The organism is Prevotella sp. oral taxon 475 (assembly GCF_018127805.1).
Taxonomy (GTDB): domain Bacteria; phylum Bacteroidota; class Bacteroidia; order Bacteroidales; family Bacteroidaceae; genus Prevotella.
Window position 1 is genome coordinate 2,034,430 of the sequence record NZ_CP072334.1, and the last position, 17,984, is coordinate 2,052,413.

15 protein-coding genes are annotated in these 17,984 nt (G+C 49.8%); 14 read left to right on the forward strand and 1 reads right to left on the reverse strand.

The window, feature by feature from the left end; translation table 11 throughout:
• Positions 1-121: 121 nt before the first annotated feature.
• The gene (locus tag J5A66_RS08020; RefSeq protein WP_211790116.1) at positions 122-2,143 is read right to left on the reverse strand and encodes a TonB-dependent receptor; all 2,022 of its coding nucleotides are present in this window, start codon (positions 2,141-2,143) and stop codon (positions 122-124) included.
• 538 nt (positions 2,144-2,681) lie between these two features.
• On the opposite strand from J5A66_RS08020, the gene J5A66_RS08025 reads away from it, so the two are divergent.
• The 14 genes from J5A66_RS08025 (at position 2,682) to J5A66_RS08090 (ending at position 17,981) form a co-directional block, all read left to right on the forward strand.
• Positions 2,682-3,773: a YhcG family protein gene (locus J5A66_RS08025; RefSeq protein WP_211790117.1), complete on the forward strand. Its 1,092-nt coding sequence runs from the start codon at positions 2,682-2,684 to the stop codon at positions 3,771-3,773.
• Between the two features lie 159 nt (positions 3,774-3,932).
• On the forward strand, positions 3,933-4,622 hold the full coding sequence (locus tag J5A66_RS08030) for a phosphatidylserine decarboxylase family protein (protein WP_211790118.1): 690 nt from the start codon (positions 3,933-3,935) through the stop codon (positions 4,620-4,622).
• Between the two features lie 72 nt (positions 4,623-4,694).
• Complete coding sequence (gene pssA, locus J5A66_RS08035; RefSeq protein ID WP_211790119.1) at positions 4,695-5,414, forward strand: CDP-diacylglycerol--serine O-phosphatidyltransferase; 720 nt, start codon at positions 4,695-4,697, stop codon at positions 5,412-5,414.
• A gap of 3 nt (positions 5,415-5,417) precedes the next feature.
• Entirely contained in the window at positions 5,418-5,696 is a 279-nt protein-coding gene (locus J5A66_RS08040) for a DUF4834 family protein (RefSeq protein ID WP_211790120.1), read from the forward strand.
• Positions 5,697-5,936: 240 nt separating this feature from the next.
• Positions 5,937-7,166 (forward strand): DNA recombination protein RmuC, encoded by a 1,230-nt coding sequence (locus tag J5A66_RS08045; RefSeq protein ID WP_249109953.1) that lies wholly within the window; start codon positions 5,937-5,939, stop codon positions 7,164-7,166.
• 139 nt (positions 7,167-7,305) lie between these two features.
• Entirely contained in the window at positions 7,306-7,899 is a 594-nt protein-coding gene (locus J5A66_RS08050) for an IMP cyclohydrolase (protein WP_211790122.1), read from the forward strand.
• 246 nt (positions 7,900-8,145) lie between these two features.
• Positions 8,146-9,168 carry a rod shape-determining protein gene (locus J5A66_RS08055; RefSeq protein ID WP_211790123.1) on the forward strand — a complete coding sequence of 341 codons (1,023 nt, stop codon included), beginning with the start codon at positions 8,146-8,148 and terminating at the stop codon, positions 9,166-9,168.
• A 6-nt stretch (positions 9,169-9,174) separates the two neighbouring features.
• On the forward strand, positions 9,175-10,032 hold the full coding sequence (gene mreC / locus J5A66_RS08060; protein ID WP_211790124.1) for a rod shape-determining protein MreC: 858 nt from the start codon (positions 9,175-9,177) through the stop codon (positions 10,030-10,032).
• 66 nt (positions 10,033-10,098) lie between these two features.
• Complete coding sequence (mreD, locus tag J5A66_RS08065) at positions 10,099-10,599, forward strand: rod shape-determining protein MreD (RefSeq protein ID WP_211790125.1); 501 nt, start codon at positions 10,099-10,101, stop codon at positions 10,597-10,599.
• A gap of 10 nt (positions 10,600-10,609) precedes the next feature.
• On the forward strand, positions 10,610-12,460 hold the full coding sequence (gene mrdA, locus J5A66_RS08070; RefSeq protein WP_211790126.1) for a penicillin-binding protein 2: 1,851 nt from the start codon (positions 10,610-10,612) through the stop codon (positions 12,458-12,460).
• Positions 12,441-13,913 carry a rod shape-determining protein RodA gene (gene rodA, locus J5A66_RS08075; RefSeq protein ID WP_211790127.1) on the forward strand — a complete coding sequence of 491 codons (1,473 nt, stop codon included), beginning with the start codon at positions 12,441-12,443 and terminating at the stop codon, positions 13,911-13,913. Before mrdA ends, rodA begins: the two co-directional genes overlap by 20 nt.
• Before the next feature lie 451 nt (positions 13,914-14,364).
• The gene (locus J5A66_RS08080) at positions 14,365-14,757 is read left to right on the forward strand and encodes a hypothetical protein (RefSeq protein ID WP_211790128.1); all 393 of its coding nucleotides are present in this window, start codon (positions 14,365-14,367) and stop codon (positions 14,755-14,757) included.
• A gap of 126 nt (positions 14,758-14,883) precedes the next feature.
• Positions 14,884-16,368: an IMP dehydrogenase gene (gene guaB / locus J5A66_RS08085; protein ID WP_211790129.1), complete on the forward strand. Its 1,485-nt coding sequence runs from the start codon at positions 14,884-14,886 to the stop codon at positions 16,366-16,368.
• A 194-nt stretch (positions 16,369-16,562) separates the two neighbouring features.
• Positions 16,563-17,981 carry a peptidylprolyl isomerase gene (locus J5A66_RS08090; RefSeq protein ID WP_211790130.1) on the forward strand — a complete coding sequence of 473 codons (1,419 nt, stop codon included), beginning with the start codon at positions 16,563-16,565 and terminating at the stop codon, positions 17,979-17,981.
• Positions 17,982-17,984 lie beyond the last annotated feature (3 nt).

Sequence of the window (17,984 nt, forward strand, 5' to 3'; positions counted from 1 at the left end):
TTATTGATTAGATTGACGAGTTGACAGGAACGCCCACATGGGTAACTTCCTTGTCAACTCGTCATTTTGTTAACTCGTTAACTCATCTACTTGTTAACTGGTTAACTTGCCAACCGATTCACTAAAACCTCACATTTCCTCCTGCCATTATCCACAATCCCGGCTGTCGAACACCGCCGAGGTCGTAGTAGCGATGCGCTGTAAGATTATCTGCTTGCAAGAAAAGCGAGAAGCGGCGTGCCGTCCACAGCAATTTTCCGTCGATTTTCGCATAAGGGTGATAGCCATTCATGCGCCTCTGCCAGCGCAAAGCCCAGTGAGCCGAGAGACGCGAAAAAAGATGATGGTCTACCTCTGCTGTGAGTTGATGCCGCAGATATTCCAATGCATAGAGCGATCGGAAGATAGGCTGCGACGTATCATGCCGCTGATGGATATACGCATAGCCCAAACGCACCGACGCAATGGGACAGAGCGGCCACCACTCACGGGGCAACCATTTCACGTCGACCGATGCCCCCATGTTGTCCAGTCGTCCTATGTTGAGAGCATGATAACGAGTGGAAGCCGATGTCTCGAACACCCAATCGATCATATCGCGCCCCCGACTATAAAATACACCCGTCCGAGCCTCCCATCCCGTCTGCCGGAGATTCGCTCCCAGTCGGAAAGTAGACACCCGTTCAGGCCGCAAGTGCAGGTCGCCCATCTGCGCACGATTACTGATATACAAGTCCGTATAGGTAGGTAGCCGCAATGCCTTGTTCCAAGAAGCAAACAACTTCCATCCCGTTGCCGGTCGAAACGCCAGGTCTATACCCGGATAAAATCGCAAACCACCTCCAAGCCATGAGTTGCCATTAGCCAACAGTCCCATCGAAAGCGTCCATCGGCGAAGCACCACATCATGTTCTAAGAAAATACTTGTGTTTGTACGCTCACCCAGTCGCTCATACTGCCTACTACTACCATGGATGCCACGCCAATCTTCCGGAGAGAGTCGCTCGCCATAAGCCGTACTCCGGATGCGCTCTCTCCTCAGGTCGCCTCCCAAAGCCGTTCGTCCCAGTGCCCAAACCAGATGCATATTGAGCGAAGCCCCGTAGACATCCGTGCGATGGAAATTCTCTCCGGCCGCCGCCCCGGTTTTTCCTTTTATCCATTGATAATGATCCCAATCGCGATGCCCATAAAGCATCGGCTCCACAACGAGCGAAGCCGGTAGTCCCCGCAGCCTTCCGCCCACCGAGGCAATGAGTCGCCGTGTGGCTTCATACTGGTTATCGCTCTTCAAACCGTAGAACGTACCAGCACCATAATCTTTCGATGTAATCCCGGCCTGCCAGAAAAGGTCGAACCTCCGACCGGAGAAGTCGCCTTGATAAAAGGTGCGTCGCATGCGAAAATACGTGTTTTCCGTTCCGCCATCCGACTGTCCATAGCCACCGCTCATTCGTTGTCGCACTTTCCCCGTAGCCAAATTGAGAAAGCCACCCGCAGCTATCGTTCCATAGGATCCACCTTCACTCGAGAGTCCTAAGGAGTTCTGCGCCTCGCGCCGCGTCACAATATTGATTGCTCCACTGAAAGCCGAAGAGCCAAACACACGGGCTGCCGCCCCTTCCAACACCTCGATGCGCTCAATATCCTCGAGAGCCACCGGGAAATCGGCTGCATTGTGTCCCGTCTGCGGACTGCCGATGTCCATGCCATTGAGCAGAATGGTGATTTGATCGAACGTGCCACCATTGATCGAAATATCCGTCTGAACACCCATCGGCCCTCTCTGTCGCACGTCCACGCCCTGAGCCAGTTTTAAGATGTCCTGAATACTTGTGGCTGCTGCACGGCGAATCTCGTCGCGCGAGATGACAGTCACCATTTTGGCCGATTGCAGAGCTGTGAGCGGAGCACGTGAGCCCGTCACGACCACCTCGTCGAGTTTCAGTTCGCGTCGAGTCAACGAATCTGTCGCCAGTTCCGTTTTCGCCCCGATTCCCTCGGCTTTGGCATTCGCAAGCGTAGCTACGCTCAACACTCCTACCAGCACCTCGCGACCCAGACAAGCGAAGAGCGCATAGCCCTTACGGCTGAACCTTGAAAAACGAATGGCCGGCTGTCTTTTAAAATACAATTGATACATAAATAATAATAGATTAATAAAACGCTGCAAAGGTAATCAATAATTACATTTTTTCATTCAATTGTTAACCAAGCAGCATCTCCCCACCCTCCTTTTCTCACAAATCCTCGCCAGTTGTACAGCTCAATTGTTTTTTATCATCCCGTCGTTGTTTCTCGGAAAAACAGAAACTTTTGGTTGAAAATCAGCAAGGCTTTCACCATACGCTTAGCTTTTACGTTCCCATCTCTTAGTTTTCGCGATGCATTTTCTTAGCTTTTGCATCACGTTTTCTTAGCTTTTGAAATACATTTTATAAGTTCCTGATTCACAGCGATTTATAATTCGCATTAAGAAAAGAATACCATTACTGTTTCAACTCCACTCAAACACAAATATTCTGAATAGGAAAGAAGCGAAAAAACTTTATATTTTTATGAAAAATGATTACATTTGCAAACACAACAACGGGTTTTTTCGTTTGCTGATCGGCAATAGGCCTCTGTCTAACTGATGAACAATGAAGAGCCCCATCACCAATGAAAAAACTGAAGAAACAATGGAAACCAAACAAGACCAACAACCTTTGACCTATCCAGAGACAACCGTTGCGCCATGGACAGCCGCAGTGTTATCGGACGTGAAAGCCATTATTGCACAAGGACGGCAGACGGCCTATCAAGGGGCTAATGCCATATTGATACGCACTTACTGGCAGGTGGGTCGACGCATTGTGGAAGAAGAACAGCAAGGAGAGCAACGAGCAGCGTATGGCATACAGCTGATTGACTTCTTGGCAGAGTCGCTTTCGAAAGAATTCCCTATGGGATATAAAGCAAGGGATTTACGCAATTATCGACAGTTCTACCTGATGTTCAATGATTTAGAGATTTGGCACGCACGCGTACCAAATCTTTCCTGGACCCATTTTCGCACCCTACTCCGCGTAGACAATGAGGATGCGCGTTATTGGTACATGCGTGAAGCGGCAAAAGAGATGTGGAGCACACGCACGCTCGACCGTAACATCGGATCGCAATACTACTACAGACTGCTACGTTCGCCCCGAAAAGAAGAGGTGATGGCAGAGATGAAACAACGCACACAAAGCCTGCAAGCCCAACCGGACGAGATTATTAAAAGTCCGATTATAGCCGAATTCTTAGGCCTCCCGTCGGACCTCAGCTACAATGAATCGCAAATAGAGCACGCCATTCTCGATCATATACGCGAGTTTATCATGGAGATGGGGCGCGGCTTTGCCTTTGTGGCACGTCAAAAGCGCATCGCTACCGATATGGGCGACTTCTACGTCGATCTGGTTTTCTATAATTACATCCTTAAATGTTTCTTCCTCGTTGATCTCAAAACCGAACGAATCAGCCATCAAGACGTAGGACAGATGGACATGTATGTGCGGATGTACGACGAGTTGGTTCGTACAGAGGGCGACAATCCCACCCTGGGGCTCCTGCTTTGCTCGGAAACCAGTCAAGATATTGCCCGCTATTCCATTTTAAAAGACAACAAGCAGCTCTTCGCCTCCAAATATCTCGCCTTTCTTCCTACAGAAGAAGAACTGAAAAGAGAGATTGAACGACAAAAAGAACTCTTCCTCTTGCAGCAACAAAAGCCGAACCAGACATCCTAAAACTAAAGAAAATGCACCACTGCACATCGTTGCAGAATGCAGAAAAAAGAACAAAAATGTGCGCAAAGTGGCATGTAGAATGAAGAAAAACACAGCCGTATTTGTCTAATGCGCTAAAAATCATTATCTTTGCAACACTAAAATTAGCATCTACCGAGAATGGTTAATGAAATAAAGAAACTCAAAAAAATACGAATTCACCGAGAGGGCACGACCACATTGATCCTTGGTTTCGCCGTAATAGCCCTTATTTTGCCGCTCCTATGGAACTTTTTTGAGACGAAAATTCCCTTTTGGAGTTTCCTCAGTGTTTTCGGAATCGTCTATGCAATCCTCTTAAACTTCTTTCGTTGTCCCACGCGTTATTTCGACGGAGAGACAGAAAAGATCGTGGTTGCTCCGGCCGATGGAAAGATTGTCGTGATAGAAGAGGTGGAAGAAAACACCTATTTTCACGACCGTCGTATCATGGTGTCCATCTTTATGAGCCTCTTTAATGTGCATGCCAACTGGTTTCCGGTGGATGGGAAAGTGAAGTTTGTCAAACACAAGGACGGCAACTTTCACAAAGCTTGGCTGCCTAAAGCCAGTGAAGAGAACGAGCATGCCGACATCATGCTCACCACTCCCGATGGAGTGGACATCCTTTGCCGACAGATAGCGGGGGCGATGGCACGACGAATCGTGACCTATGCCAAACCGGGAGAAGACTGTTTTATTGACGAACACTTGGGGTTCATCAAATTAGGGTCGCGTGTAGACGTGTTCCTTCCTTTGGGAACAGAAGTGTGCGTCAAGATGGGACAACTTACCACGGGAGACCAAACCGTGATAGCAAGGCTGAAATAAAACGAATCAATCGAGGGAACCTTACGCATCGAGTTGTGTAGGGCTTCGCAAAACTTTTACAACAGAAAGAGAATGAAGAAGGGGATCACACGGCATATTCCGAATACCATCACTTGTTGCAATCTGATTTCGGGTTGCATCGCAGTGGTTTGTGCCCTTTACGGCGAGTTGCACTTAGCCCTTTTGTGGATCGTGATAGGAGCCGTGTTCGACTTTTTCGATGGGATGAGTGCCCGTTTGCTGCACGTCTCTTCGCCCATTGGTAAAGAATTAGACTCGTTGGCGGATGTCATCACTTTCGGATTGGCCCCCTCGATGATGCTTTTCCACGAATTGTATTGCGCTGAATATCCGTTCGCTTTGGTGGCGGTAAAGCCATTAGTGCGTTATTTACCCTTTGTAGCCTTTACCATGGCAGCCTTTTCGGCCCTCCGGCTGGCTAAGTTTAACCTCGACGAGCGGCAGACAACCTCGTTCGTCGGACTACCGACACCTGCCAATGCCTTATTCTGGGGGTCGCTTCTGTTAGGACTGAACAGGCAAATGGAAAGCTGTGAATGGGCAGGATTACTGCTCATTGCGGGTGTGTTTGTCAGCAACTGGTTGCTGGTGGCCGAGATCCCGATGTTTGCTCTCAAATTTAAACATTGGGGATGGCATGGCAACGAAGTGAAATATGTCTTCCTGTTGAGTTGCATTCCGCTACTCATTCTCTTCAAGATCCTTGCTTTAGCCATCATTATTGCCTGGTATGTGGCGCTTTCTGTTTATGTCAACCTTACGAAGAAGTAGCCGATGGAATCTTTTTTCAAAGTGATAGGCGTATTTACGCTTTCCGTTTTCATCGGTGCGATAGTGGCAATGGTCTTCTTGTTGAAGCGCATCATCAAGATATTCAGACAGACGATGCGATCATTCAGCGATACCAAAACCGCCGGACAAACGTATGAGGAAAAAAGACGAGCCGGAAAAGACGGAGAAGTGATGATCGACCGCCAGACTGCGCAACGGATGAATCGGAAGATTTTCGATAAGAACGAGGGAGAATATGTAGACTATACAGAAGAGGTATAGTTGTCTTTTGAGGGTTGCAGGGTTCTTTTTTCTCTGTTTTTACAATAAAGAAAAGAGGCTGGAAAGCCATCGCCAACGATCATTCATACATTGTTTCATGTGTGCTCCTGCAAGGAGAACGAACGATGACACAATGTTTTTTGTATATCACCATCACAAAAACAAAAAGAAGATAAAATGGAGATTCTGGTTATAGGTATTCTTATGGCAGCCGCTGGGGCGGTTTTTGTCCTGCAAAAAATGCTGAAGGCAAGCTATGAACGACAAATAGCCACCTTACAGGGACAAATAGAAACCGAACGGGCGTATGCAAAACGGATGATCGACTTGGCAAATGAAAGTTTGGAAAAAGAAAAAGAACACGCCGAGGAGATGAGAAAAGAAAACGACCGACAGTGGAGAGACAAACTGGATAAGCTAAAGCAAGAAATGCTGAAAACAACAACCGAAGAACTGGCTGAAAAACAGAAGAGTCTGCAAGAAAATAACCGAACACAGATGGACGAACTCCTAAAGCCCATCAAAGAACAGTTTGATGAATTCAGGCGATCGGTTGATGAAAGTAAGATGCAAAACGAAGTGAACAAGAAGGAATTGCAGAAGGCTTTCGAATCGACGATGAAGCTTTTTCAACAAGAACAACACCAGGCTGTTGCACAACTCAAAGAGCAGACCGAGCGAATAGGGACAGATGCCGCCAATCTGACCAAGGCATTGAAAGGCGAAAACAAAACGCAGGGCGACTGGGGAGAAATGGTGCTGGAGATGTTGCTTGAGAACAGCGGACTACAAAAAGGCGAAGAGTTCTTTGTTCAGGAAACAGTGAAGGGTGAAGAGGGTGGTATTTATCGTCCGGATGTCGTGGTGAGATTTCCTGAAGGCCGATCGGTGGTGATTGATTCCAAGGTTTCACTAACAGCCTATGCGGAAGCCGTAGCAACCGAAGACGAACAGGAACGCGACCGCTTGCTGCGCGAACATGCGCGAAGCGTGAAGCGACATGTAGACGAATTGGCCGAAAAGGGCTATGATCAACTCGTGGCTGATGCTATTGGCTTTGTATTGATGTTCGTACCGAACGAGAATAGCTACATCGCAGCAATGAAACAACAACCCGATCTGAGTCGTTATGCTTATCAGAAGCGCATCATCATCATCTCGCCAAGCAATTTGCTCATGGCGTTGCAGCTGGCCTACAACCTGTGGCAGTATGATAGGCAAAGCAAAAACGTAGAAAAGATTGTGAAAACGGCCGCCGACCTATATGACAAAGTTGCGGGATTTGCAGACACTTTCGGCGATTTGGAAAGTCAGATAGACCGCCTGAACCGCAGTTTTGGTAAAGCTAAAGACCAATTATTCGAAGGAAAAGGTAACGTAATGCGACGAATAGAGAGTCTGCGCTCGTTAGGCGTGACCCCGAAGAAGCGCATCAAGGCAGTAGAAGAGCAGGAGGAAGAAGGCAATTAAAAGTTTACAGCGATAAGGAGAAAAAGAAAACCGAGAAAGTTTTTAATATATATAATGTGTTTTTTAGGGAGGCACGCTGTTTTCTATACAAGGATTTTCGTAACTTTGTGGCCTAAACGCAATAAGGAATTCAAGGCTTATGGCTGAAACAAAAAGAATAAAGACCGCATTAGTTTCTGTCTATCATAAAGACGGATTGAACGAACTGCTCGCCAAACTGCATGAAGAAGGCGTGAAGTTCTTGTCTACAGGTGGCACACAGCAACTGATCGAATCGTTGGGATATGAGTGCCAAACGGTGGAGAGCGTCACTTCCTATCCTTCTATCTTAGGAGGCAGAGTAAAAACACTGCATCCCAAAGTGTTCGGAGGAATCTTGGCACGCCGTGACCATGAAGAGGATCAGGCGCAAATGAGACAATACGATATCCCGGCAATCGACCTGGTTATCGTAGACCTCTATCCTTTCGAGCAGACAGTGGCAAGCGGTGCGTCGGACGCAGATATTATTGAGAAAATCGATATTGGAGGAATCTCACTCATCCGGGCCGGTGCAAAGAATTTCAACGACGTGGTGATTGTCCCCAGTAAGGCTGAATACGGAATGTTGCTCGATGTCATCAAGAAAAATGGAGCACAGACTGAGCTGAATGAACGCAAGGCTTTTGCTGAGAGAGCATTCAACGTGAGCAGTCGGTATGATACGGCTATCCATCGTTGGTTCTCCAAATAGAGATAGAAGAAACCTGTGCGTAGCCATAAGAACAGAACGCATAGGACGGTTTGTGACAAACTGACCGCTGGCGTATTTTCACCAATAAGCTTTTTGATAGCATATATTTTATAAAATGATAAGTGGAGTGAAGTTTTGCAAGCGATGCGAGTCTCCTGCATGAGTAACGTGCAAACGCGGCTTACTTCGAAGGGGTAGCTTCAAGCAATTCTCAACAAATTCACTCCAAATAAAACCAATAGAGACATGGGATTCTTTTCTTTTATGCAAGAAATTGCAATGGACCTCGGCACAGCGAACACCATCATCATCAACGATGACAAAATTGTGGTGGACGAACCTTCTGTTGTGGCCCTCGATCGCCGTACAGACAAAATGATAGCTGTTGGCGAACGTGCGAAGCTGATGTACGAGAAGACACACGAAAATATCCGCACCGTTCGCCCATTGCGCGATGGCGTGATAGCAGACTTTACCGCTTGCGAACAAATGATGCGGGGACTTATCAAGATGGTGCATACAGGCAGTCGATTGTTTTCTCCATCGCTGCGCATGGTTATCGGTGTTCCCTCGGGTAGTACGGAGGTAGAACTCCGTGCCGTACGCGATTCGGCAGAACATGCCGACGGGCGAGATGTCTATCTTATCTTCGAGCCTATGGCAGCAGCAATAGGCATCGGCATTGACGTAGAGGCCCCCGAAGGTAATATGATTGTAGATATTGGCGGTGGAAGCACCGAGATTGCAGTCATTTCATTAGGCGGGATCGTGTCGAACAACTCGATTCGCGTGGCAGGAGACGACCTCACGGCGGATATTCAAGACTATATGAGTAGACAACACAATGTGAAAGTGAGCGAGCGGATGGCCGAACGTATTAAAATACATGTGGGATCGGCTCTTACCGACTTGGGAGAAGAAGGTCCGGAAGACTATGTCGTACATGGGCCGAACCGCATCACGGCTTTGCCTATGGAAGTCCCGGTGTGCTATCAGGAGATTGCCCACTGTCTGGATAAAACCATTGCGAAAATTGAGAACGCAGTGCTCTCAGCTTTAGAGAACACCCCCCCGGAACTATATGCCGACATCGTGAAGAACGGTATTTATCTTACCGGCGGCGGAGCCTTGCTTAGAGGACTCGACAAGCGGCTGCAAGATAAAATCAACATTCCGTTCCACATTGCCGAAGACCCCTTGCACAGCGTGGCAAGAGGGGCAGGCATCGCCCTAAAGAACGTAGATCGTTTCTCGTTCCTGATGAGATAAAGGCGCATGAGGAATCTCCTTGCCTTTTTAGATAAATACAATCACTGGTTCCTTTTTGTTCTGCTGGAAGTTGTCAGTGCGGTATTGCTGTTTCGGTATAACAGTTATCAGGGCAGTGTGTGGTTTTCTTCAGCGAATGTCGTAGCAGGAAAGGTGTACGAACTAAATGCCTATGCGGAGAGTTTCTTTGCACTGACAAAGGTGAATCAAGAACTGACCAAGCGCAACTTAATACTGGAGCAGCAATTGGTGGTCTTGCAAGGATTGCACGTTAAAACCTCGGCAGATAGCAGTCGTATGTATATGGAGCAGCAACAGCTACTGTCTCGCTTTAAACTTTACCCCGCCAAGGTAGTGAGCAACTCGTTAGATAAGCGCGATAACTTTATCACTATCGATAAAGGAGCGGCAGACGGGATTCGCAAAGACATGGGTGTAGCCTGCGGAAGTGGAGTTGTGGGCGTGGTCTACATGGTTTCGCAACACTATTCGGTTGTTATTCCCGTGCTCAACTCACATTCCAATATCAGCTGCATGATAAGAGGTCGGGGATATTTTGGTTATTTGCATTGGACAGGAGGATCCCCGGAGCTAGCCTATGTCGACGACATTCCAAGGCATGCACGCTTTGCTTTGGGCATGAACGTTGTCACCAGCGGTTACTCTTCCATCTTTCCGCCCGGCATTATGGTAGGAAAGATTTTGCACGTGTTCAACTCACCCAATGGATTGTCCTACCGATTGCAAGTAAAATTGGCAACCGACTTCGGTAATTTACGAGACGTATGCGTGATTGACAACACGGGAATGGAAGAGAGACTTGGAGTAATGAACGCTGTACAAGACTCCTTGAAAGAGAGATGATAGGTAAGTGCGAAAAGATTGCGTCTATTCGTGAGCGGAATCAAACAAAAGATATGAGATAGAAGAATGAGCATGAGCATTTTAAGGAGCATCGGATTGTTTTTCGTTTTTCTGCTGGTACAGGTGCTAGTGCTGAACCATATCCACCTCCTCGGTTGTGCAACACCTTTATTATATATATATATGGTGTTGTTATTTCCGCGCAACTATCCCAAATGGGCTATGTTGCTATGGGCGTTCGGACTGGGTTTGTCTGTCGACATTTTCTCGAACACACCCGGAGTGACCGCTGCCTCAATGACATTGGCAGCCTTTTTACGTCCTTATCTGCTCGAACCTTTCCTGCAACGGGAAAGCGCAGACGACTTGGTGCCCTCCATGAAGTCGTTAGGAACCTTTCGTTACGTGGTTCTCGCGACCATTCTTATTCTGTTTTACTGTCTTACCTTTTTTTCATTAGAGATGTTTTCATTCTTCAACTGGGTGCAGTGGCTCTACTGCATCGGTGGAAGCGCGGCATTGACGCTCGTATTAGTGTTGGCGTTAGACAATCTCAGAAGCAGATAGAAATCAAAGCGTGAAAGATTTTGAACTTGAAAAGCGGCAATTGGTGATTGGTGGGGTGGCAACATTCATTGTGATTGTCTATCTCATCCGGTTATTCACGCTTCAACTTCTTAGCGACGATTACAAAAAGAACGCCGACAGTAATGCTTTCCTAAAGAAAATTGAATTTCCCTCGCGCGGCGTTATTACCGACCGACACGGGCGTCTGCTCGTTTATAATCAACCGGCTTATGACATCATGGTAGTGATGAACGAAGAGAAGGGGAGGCTCGACACCGCAGAGTTTTGCAACACATTGGGCATCACCAAAGACTTCTTCATACGCCGAATGGAAGAAATCAAAGATCGAGCGAAGAATCCCGGTTACTCACGCTTCACCCAACAGCTCTTTATGAGCCAGTTATCAGACAGAGAGTTCAGCGTATTCCAAGAGAAAATCTTCCGTTTCCCCGGTTTTTATGTACGAAAGCGCAGTATCCGACAGTATCAGTACCCCTATGCCGCTCACGTCTTAGGCGATGTGGCCGAGGTTTCGAGAAGTGACATCGAAGCATCCGACTACTATCAGTCGGGCGACTACATCGGAAAGCTCGGCATCGAGCGCAGCTACGAAGAACAGTTGCGTGGCGAAAAAGGTGTACAAATCTTATTGCGCGATGCCCACGGAAGAATTCAAGGTAGCTATCAGGACGGAAAATTCGACCGTAAACCCGTAGCAGGCAAAGACCTCACCCTAAGCATCGACATCAAGCTCCAAGCCTTGGGAGAGCGACTCTTGGAAGGGAAGATAGGAAGTATCGTTGCCATTGAGCCTGCTACAGGCGAAGTGCTCTGCATGGTATCGTCGCCCACTTACGACCCGCGACTGATGGTAGGCCGACAGCGTGGTCGGCATCACATGGAACTATCGCGAGATGTTTGGAAACCCTTGCTCAACCGTTCTATCATGGGGCAATATCCGCCGGGGTCTACATTCAAAACGTCTCAAGGACTCACCTACATGACCGAAGGCATCATTACCCCCACCACACAATTCCCTTGTCATCACGGCTTCAACTATCGCGGACTGCATGTGGGTTGTCACGGACATGCCTCGCCCGTGGCCCTTGTCGGAGCGTTGAGCACCTCGTGCAACAGTTACTTCTGTTGGGGATTATTCCAGATGATGTCCAACCGTCGGCGTTACCGAAACGTGCAGGAAGCGATGAATACCTGGCGCGACTACATGGTCAGTATGGGATTCGGTTACAAGCTCGGCATCGATCTGCCCGGCGAAAAACGCGGGCTCATTCCCAATGCCAGCTTTTATGACAAGAACTATCGAGGATCTTGGAACGGATTGACCGTCATCAGCATCTCCATCGGACAGGGTGAAGTAAATCTCACGCCGCTACAAATAGCCAATCTCGGAGCCACCATCGCCAATCGCGGCTACTACTACGTGCCGCATGTGGTGCGCAAGGTGAAAGGCGAACCGCTCGACACCCTCTTTACGCGTCGCCATTACACCAAGGCCAGTCGGCGTGCTTACGACTATGTGGTAGCAGGCATGCGCGCTTCGGTGCTCGGTGGAACCTGCCGCGCAGCCAATCGAGCCGACTATGAAGTGTGCGGCAAGACCGGAACAGCCCAGAACCGCGGTCAAGACCACTCCGTCTTTATGGGTTTCGCACCGATGAATCACCCCCGAATCGCCATCGCCGTATACGTAGAGAATGGTGGATTCGGAGCCGATTACGGCGTGCCCATTGGGTCGCTGATGATGGAACAATATCTCAAAGGAAAACTCTCAGAAGCTTCGGAGGCACGGGCACGAGACTTCCAAAATCGAAGAATAGCTTATGGCAGGAGCAACAGATAAGCAGTCGAGCATTCTCGGCTCTTTAGATTGGTGGACGATAGGCATCTACATCGCCCTACTTACTTTCGGGTGGGTGAGCGTGTGCGGAGCCAGTTACACCTACGGAGACACCGACATCTTCAGTCTCTCCACCCGTTCGGGCATGCAAATCGTGTGGATAGGCACCTCTATCTGCTTAGGTTTCGTGCTACTGATGCTCGACGATCGTTTCTACGACACCTTCGCCTACGTCATCTACGCCCTCCTTCTGCTGCTACTTTTTGCCACCATCTTCAACCCGCACGAAATCAAAGGCTCGCGTTCGTGGCTCGTACTCGGGCCACTCCGACTGCAGCCCGCCGAGTTTGCCAAGTTCGCCACTGCCCTGGCCATCTCCAAACTCATGAGCACCTACGGTTTCAACATCCACAACTGGCGGCACTTCCTTGTCTCCTGTCTCGTAATACTGCTGCCGATGGTCTTCATCGTAGCGCAGAAAGAAACCGGTTCGGCTCTGGTCTATCTCTCCTTTTTTTTGATGTTCTACCGCGAGGGAATGCCCGGTAGCATCCTCTTCACCGGTGTAGCGATGGTGATTTATTTCGTCGTAGGCATCCGTTTCGAAGCCGTCGAACTGTGGTCAACCCCCTCCTCGCTGGGCAAGTTTGCCGTGCTCGCCCTGGTGCAACTGTTTTCCGCAGGACTGGTGCAAGTCTATTGCCGCCCCGACCGCAGTCGCACCCGCTTACTTACAGCCGTTATCCTCCTCCTCACCGTCCTCTCGCTGCTCGTATCGCATTATCTGTTTCCGTTCGATGTCACGCAGATACAGCTTGGGCTGACCGTTGTGTTGGTGCTCTATCTGCTTTACCAGGCTCTACACGCCCGACTACAGCCTTACCTTTACGTTGCCCTTTTTGCCATTCTCTCGGTGGGCTTTTTCTACTCGGCCGACCATGTCCTCAACAACGTTATGGAGCCACATCAACGTGTGCGCATCAACGTGCTCTTAGGTTTGGAGCAAGACCTTGCCGGTGCTGGCTACAACGTGCACCAAAGCGAAATTGCCATCGGTTCGGGCGGGCTCAAAGGCAAAGGATTTCTCAATGGGACACAAACCAAACTCAAGTTTGTGCCCGAGCAAGACACCGACTTCATCTTCTGTACCGTGGGCGAAGAAGAAGGATTTGTGGGATCAGCCGCCGTACTGTTGCTCTTCCTCGCGCTCATTTTGCGGCTCATTCGCCTGGCCGAGCGGCAGACCATGCGGTTTGGTCGGGTTTATGGCTATTGCGTACTTAGCATCTTTCTCTTCCATGTCTTCATCAACGTGGGAATGGTGTTGGGCCTTACGCCCGTCATCGGCATCCCGTTGCCCCTCTTCAGCTATGGCGGTTCGAGTTTGTGGGGATTTACATTACTCTTGTTTATCTTTCTACGAATTGATGCCGGGCGTGAACGCTCGCGCTATTAACTCCCAATGCCTTCGCCCGGAACGGAAGGATTCTATCCGGTTCTGATAGAATAGCAAATCGAGTTTCTAATCCGTTGAAATTCATTCTCTTACAAGGCCCCTTACATTCTCTTAGCTTTTGCAACCCATTTTCTTAGCTTTTAGGCTGCGTTTTCTTAGCTTTCGCCATGTAGTCTCTTAGCTTTTGCAATTTGTTTTCTATCGCTTGGTATGCCCAATACTATTGGACGAACAATCGTTTGCAACGTAGTCTGTTAGTCCGAAATCAAGAAATGGCCCTGTTTGTCGAACATTTCGACGGCAGCACGACTCTACTCATAACTTGTCAGCTCGTTCACGGTGCATTTGTCAACAGGTCGACTCATCCACTTGTCAACCCGTTCGCCTGCCCACTCGTTCACTTCTCAACTAAATCCCTTAACTTTGCACCCAAATTCAAAACCTCGGAACGATGAAGAAAACAAAAATCTGGGCTCTGGCCGCACCGTTACTACTGATCGCTTGCACCGACCGGACAAGCCCTGAAGATGTGGCCGGAGCGGCAGCCAAGACGTATTATCAACAACTCGCCAAAGGACAGTATGCCGAATATGTAGACGGCTTCTATCGCCCCGATAGCATCCCAACCAATTACCGGCAGCAATTGATCGAGAATGCCAAAATGTTTCTCGCCGAGCAAACCCGAGAGCGAGGCTCTTTAGCCGGTGTACACCTCACTCGAGCCACGGTAGACACCGCCCTGCACACAGCCAACGCTTTCCTACTGCTCACTTTCGCCGACAGCAGTCGTGAAGAAATCGTCGTGCCTATGGTGCAACACCGTGGATTGTGGTACATGCGTTAAGCTGCGCAAAACGCTTCGACACCCGCCACAACATCACTTAATAAATAAGAAAAACAAAACTCCAGGGAACGGTATCTGACTTTTTATTGCTACTTTTGCAAGCAATCAAATCCTAAAAACTTCGATATGTCATCATTTCTTGCAGATAAAATCGTGATGGACGGACTCACCTACGACGACGTCCTCCTCATCCCCGCTTATTCAGACGTACTGCCCAAAACGGTAGAGTTGAAAACACGCTTCTCACGGAATATCCATCTCAACATCCCTTTCGTAACGGCTGCCATGGATACCGTCACCGAAGCCGCCATGGCCATTGCCATTGCACGGGAAGGAGGCATAGGCGTGATTCATAAAAATATGTCTATTGAGGAACAAGCACACGAGGTGGCCGTAGTGAAACGGGCCGAGAACGGAATGATTTACGACCCCGTAACCATCCGCCGAGGACGCACCGTGAGAGACGCACTCGAAATGATGAGCGACTATCACATCGGAGGCATCCCCGTAGTGGACGATGAAAACCGACTCGTGGGCATCGTCACCAATCGCGACCTGCGCTTCGAACGCCGGCTCGACAAGAAAATCGACGAGGTGATGACCAGCGAAAACCTCGTCGTGACGCATCAACAAACCGACTTGGCCGCAGCTGCCAAGATTCTGCAAGAAAACAAAATCGAGAAGCTTCCCGTTGTCGATGCCGATAACCATCTCGTGGGACTCATCACTTATAAAGATATTACCAAGGCCAAGGATAAGCCCATGGCCTGCAAAGACGAAAAGGGACGACTGCGCGTGGCGGCCGGAGTAGGCGTAACGGCCGACACTCTGGAGCGCATGCAGGCCTTGGTGGAGGCCGGAGCCGATGCCATCGTTATCGACACGGCGCATGGACATTCGAAGTATGTCGTCGAAAAACTCGTCGAAGCCAAACAGGCCTTCCCCGGTGTAGACATTGTTGTGGGCAACGTTGCTACGGGCGAGGCTGCTCGTTTGCTCGTTGAGAACGGTGCCGATGCCGTGAAAGTGGGCATCGGTCCGGGCTCGATCTGCACCACTCGCGTGGTGGCTGGCGTAGGCGTTCCACAGCTCAGTGCCATCTACAGCGTGTTCAGTGCCCTCGAAGGAACGGGTGTTCCGCTCATTGCCGACGGCGGACTGCGCTACTCTGGCGACGTGGTCAAGGCTCTTGCAGCGGGCGGCAGTTCGGTGATGATCGGGTCGCTCGTGGCAGGAACAGAAGAAAGCCCCGGCGAAACAATTATCTTCAATGGACGAAAGTTTAAAACCTATCGCGGTATGGGCTCGATGGAGGCCATGGAACAGAAGAACGGATCGAAAGATCGCTACTTCCAAGGCGACACAAAAGAGGCCAAGAAACTGGTACCGGAAGGCATCGCCGGCCGAGTGCCCTACAAAGGCACGGTACAGGAGGTGATCTATCAGCTCATCGGCGGTCTGCGGTCGGGCATGGGCTACTGTGGTGCGCACGACATTACTGCACTGCATCAGGCCAAGTTCACCCGCATCACCAATGCCGGCGTCTTGGAAAGTCATCCCCACGACATCACCATCACCAGCGAGGCTCCTAATTATAGTAGACCGGAATGAAGAGGGAGTAGGAAGGAGTAAGGAGAGAAGTTGGAAGGAGGAGAATAGAAAGAAGTAAGTGCGATCAACCTTTCCCCTCTTTCCACAGAACAAAACAAACAGCCGAACATCCTCCTCGCTCCCTCCCCTACTCCTTACTACTGGCTCCGCCCCTCCCTCCTACTGATACTCCTTACTCCCTTTACTCCTAAAAGATGAAACTTCTCACCCTCCTTCTTCTTTGTTCTGCCGCCGTCCACGCCCAGACGACCGATCCCATCATCATGACGATAGACGGGCAACCGGTGAGCCGATCGGAATTTGAATACTCCTACAACAAGAACAACGGCGAGAACGTGGTAGACAAGAAGACTGTAGCCGAATATGTCGAACTCTTCATCAATTATAAACTCAAAGTGGCCGCCGCATTGGAAGCCCGACTCGACACGCAGACTTCTTTCAAGCAAGAGTTTGCTGGCTACCGCGATCAGCAGATACGTCCCTCGTTCGTGACCGATGCCGACCTCGAAGCCGAGGCACGACGCATCTACACCGAGACGCAGCAACGCATCGATGCACAGGGGGGAATGGTGAAACCGGCACACATCCTGTTGTTGCTTCCACAGAAAGCGTCGAAAGAAGTGCAGCGCGCCGCCGAAGTAAGAATCGACTCTATCTATGCCGCTCTGCGCGCCGGAGCCGACTTCGCCACGTTGGCCCGCCGGTTTTCCGATGATAAAGGCTCGGCCTCGAACGGTGGCGAACTGCCTTGGATTCAGCCCGGACAAACCCTCAAAGAGTTTGAAGACGCCGCCTATGCATTGAAGCGTGGCGAAATGAGCCGTCCTTTTCTCTCCCCCGCCGGCTATCACATCGTGCTCATGAAAGACCGTCGCCAGTTCGTGCCCTACGACTCTGTGCGTACCGACATTCTCAGATATATCGACCAGCGCAACCTGCGCGAGCAGATCATCGACCGCAAGCTCGAAGCATTAGCCACCTCAACCCATCCACAGCGTACGCCGCAGGACGTACTCGCTCAGCGCACCGAGGAAATGGCCGCTAAAGACCCCGCCCTTAGGTTCCTCATTCAGGAATACCACGACGGATTGTTGCTCTACGACATCAGCAACCGTCTGGTATGGGAGAAAGCCGCCAAAGACGAGGCCGGCCTGCAAGCCTTCTTCAAGAAGAATAAAAAACGTTATGCATGGGATGCTCCCCGATTCAAGGGCATCGCCTACTATACGAAGACGGCGGCCGACTTGAAAGCTGTTCGGCAGACCATCAAGCGTCTCCCCTTCGACCATTGGGCTGAAGCCCTGCGCAAGACCTTCAACAACGACTCCACCCTACGCATCCGCGCCGAGAAAGGCCTCTTCAAGCAGGGCGACAACGCGCTGGTAGATCGCGAAGTGTTCAACACCGGTGCACAACCCAAGCCTCTAACCGGCTATCCTTTCTCGGCCACGCTGGGTCGGCGACTCAAGGCTCCGAAAGAGTTGGACGATGTGCGCCCGCTCGTTGTGGCCGACTATCAAGAAGAACTCGAACGCGAATGGGTGAAGGCTCTTCGTCGCCAGCATCGGGTGGAGGTGAACCCGGATGTGGTTCAAACCGTCAACCAACACTGACAT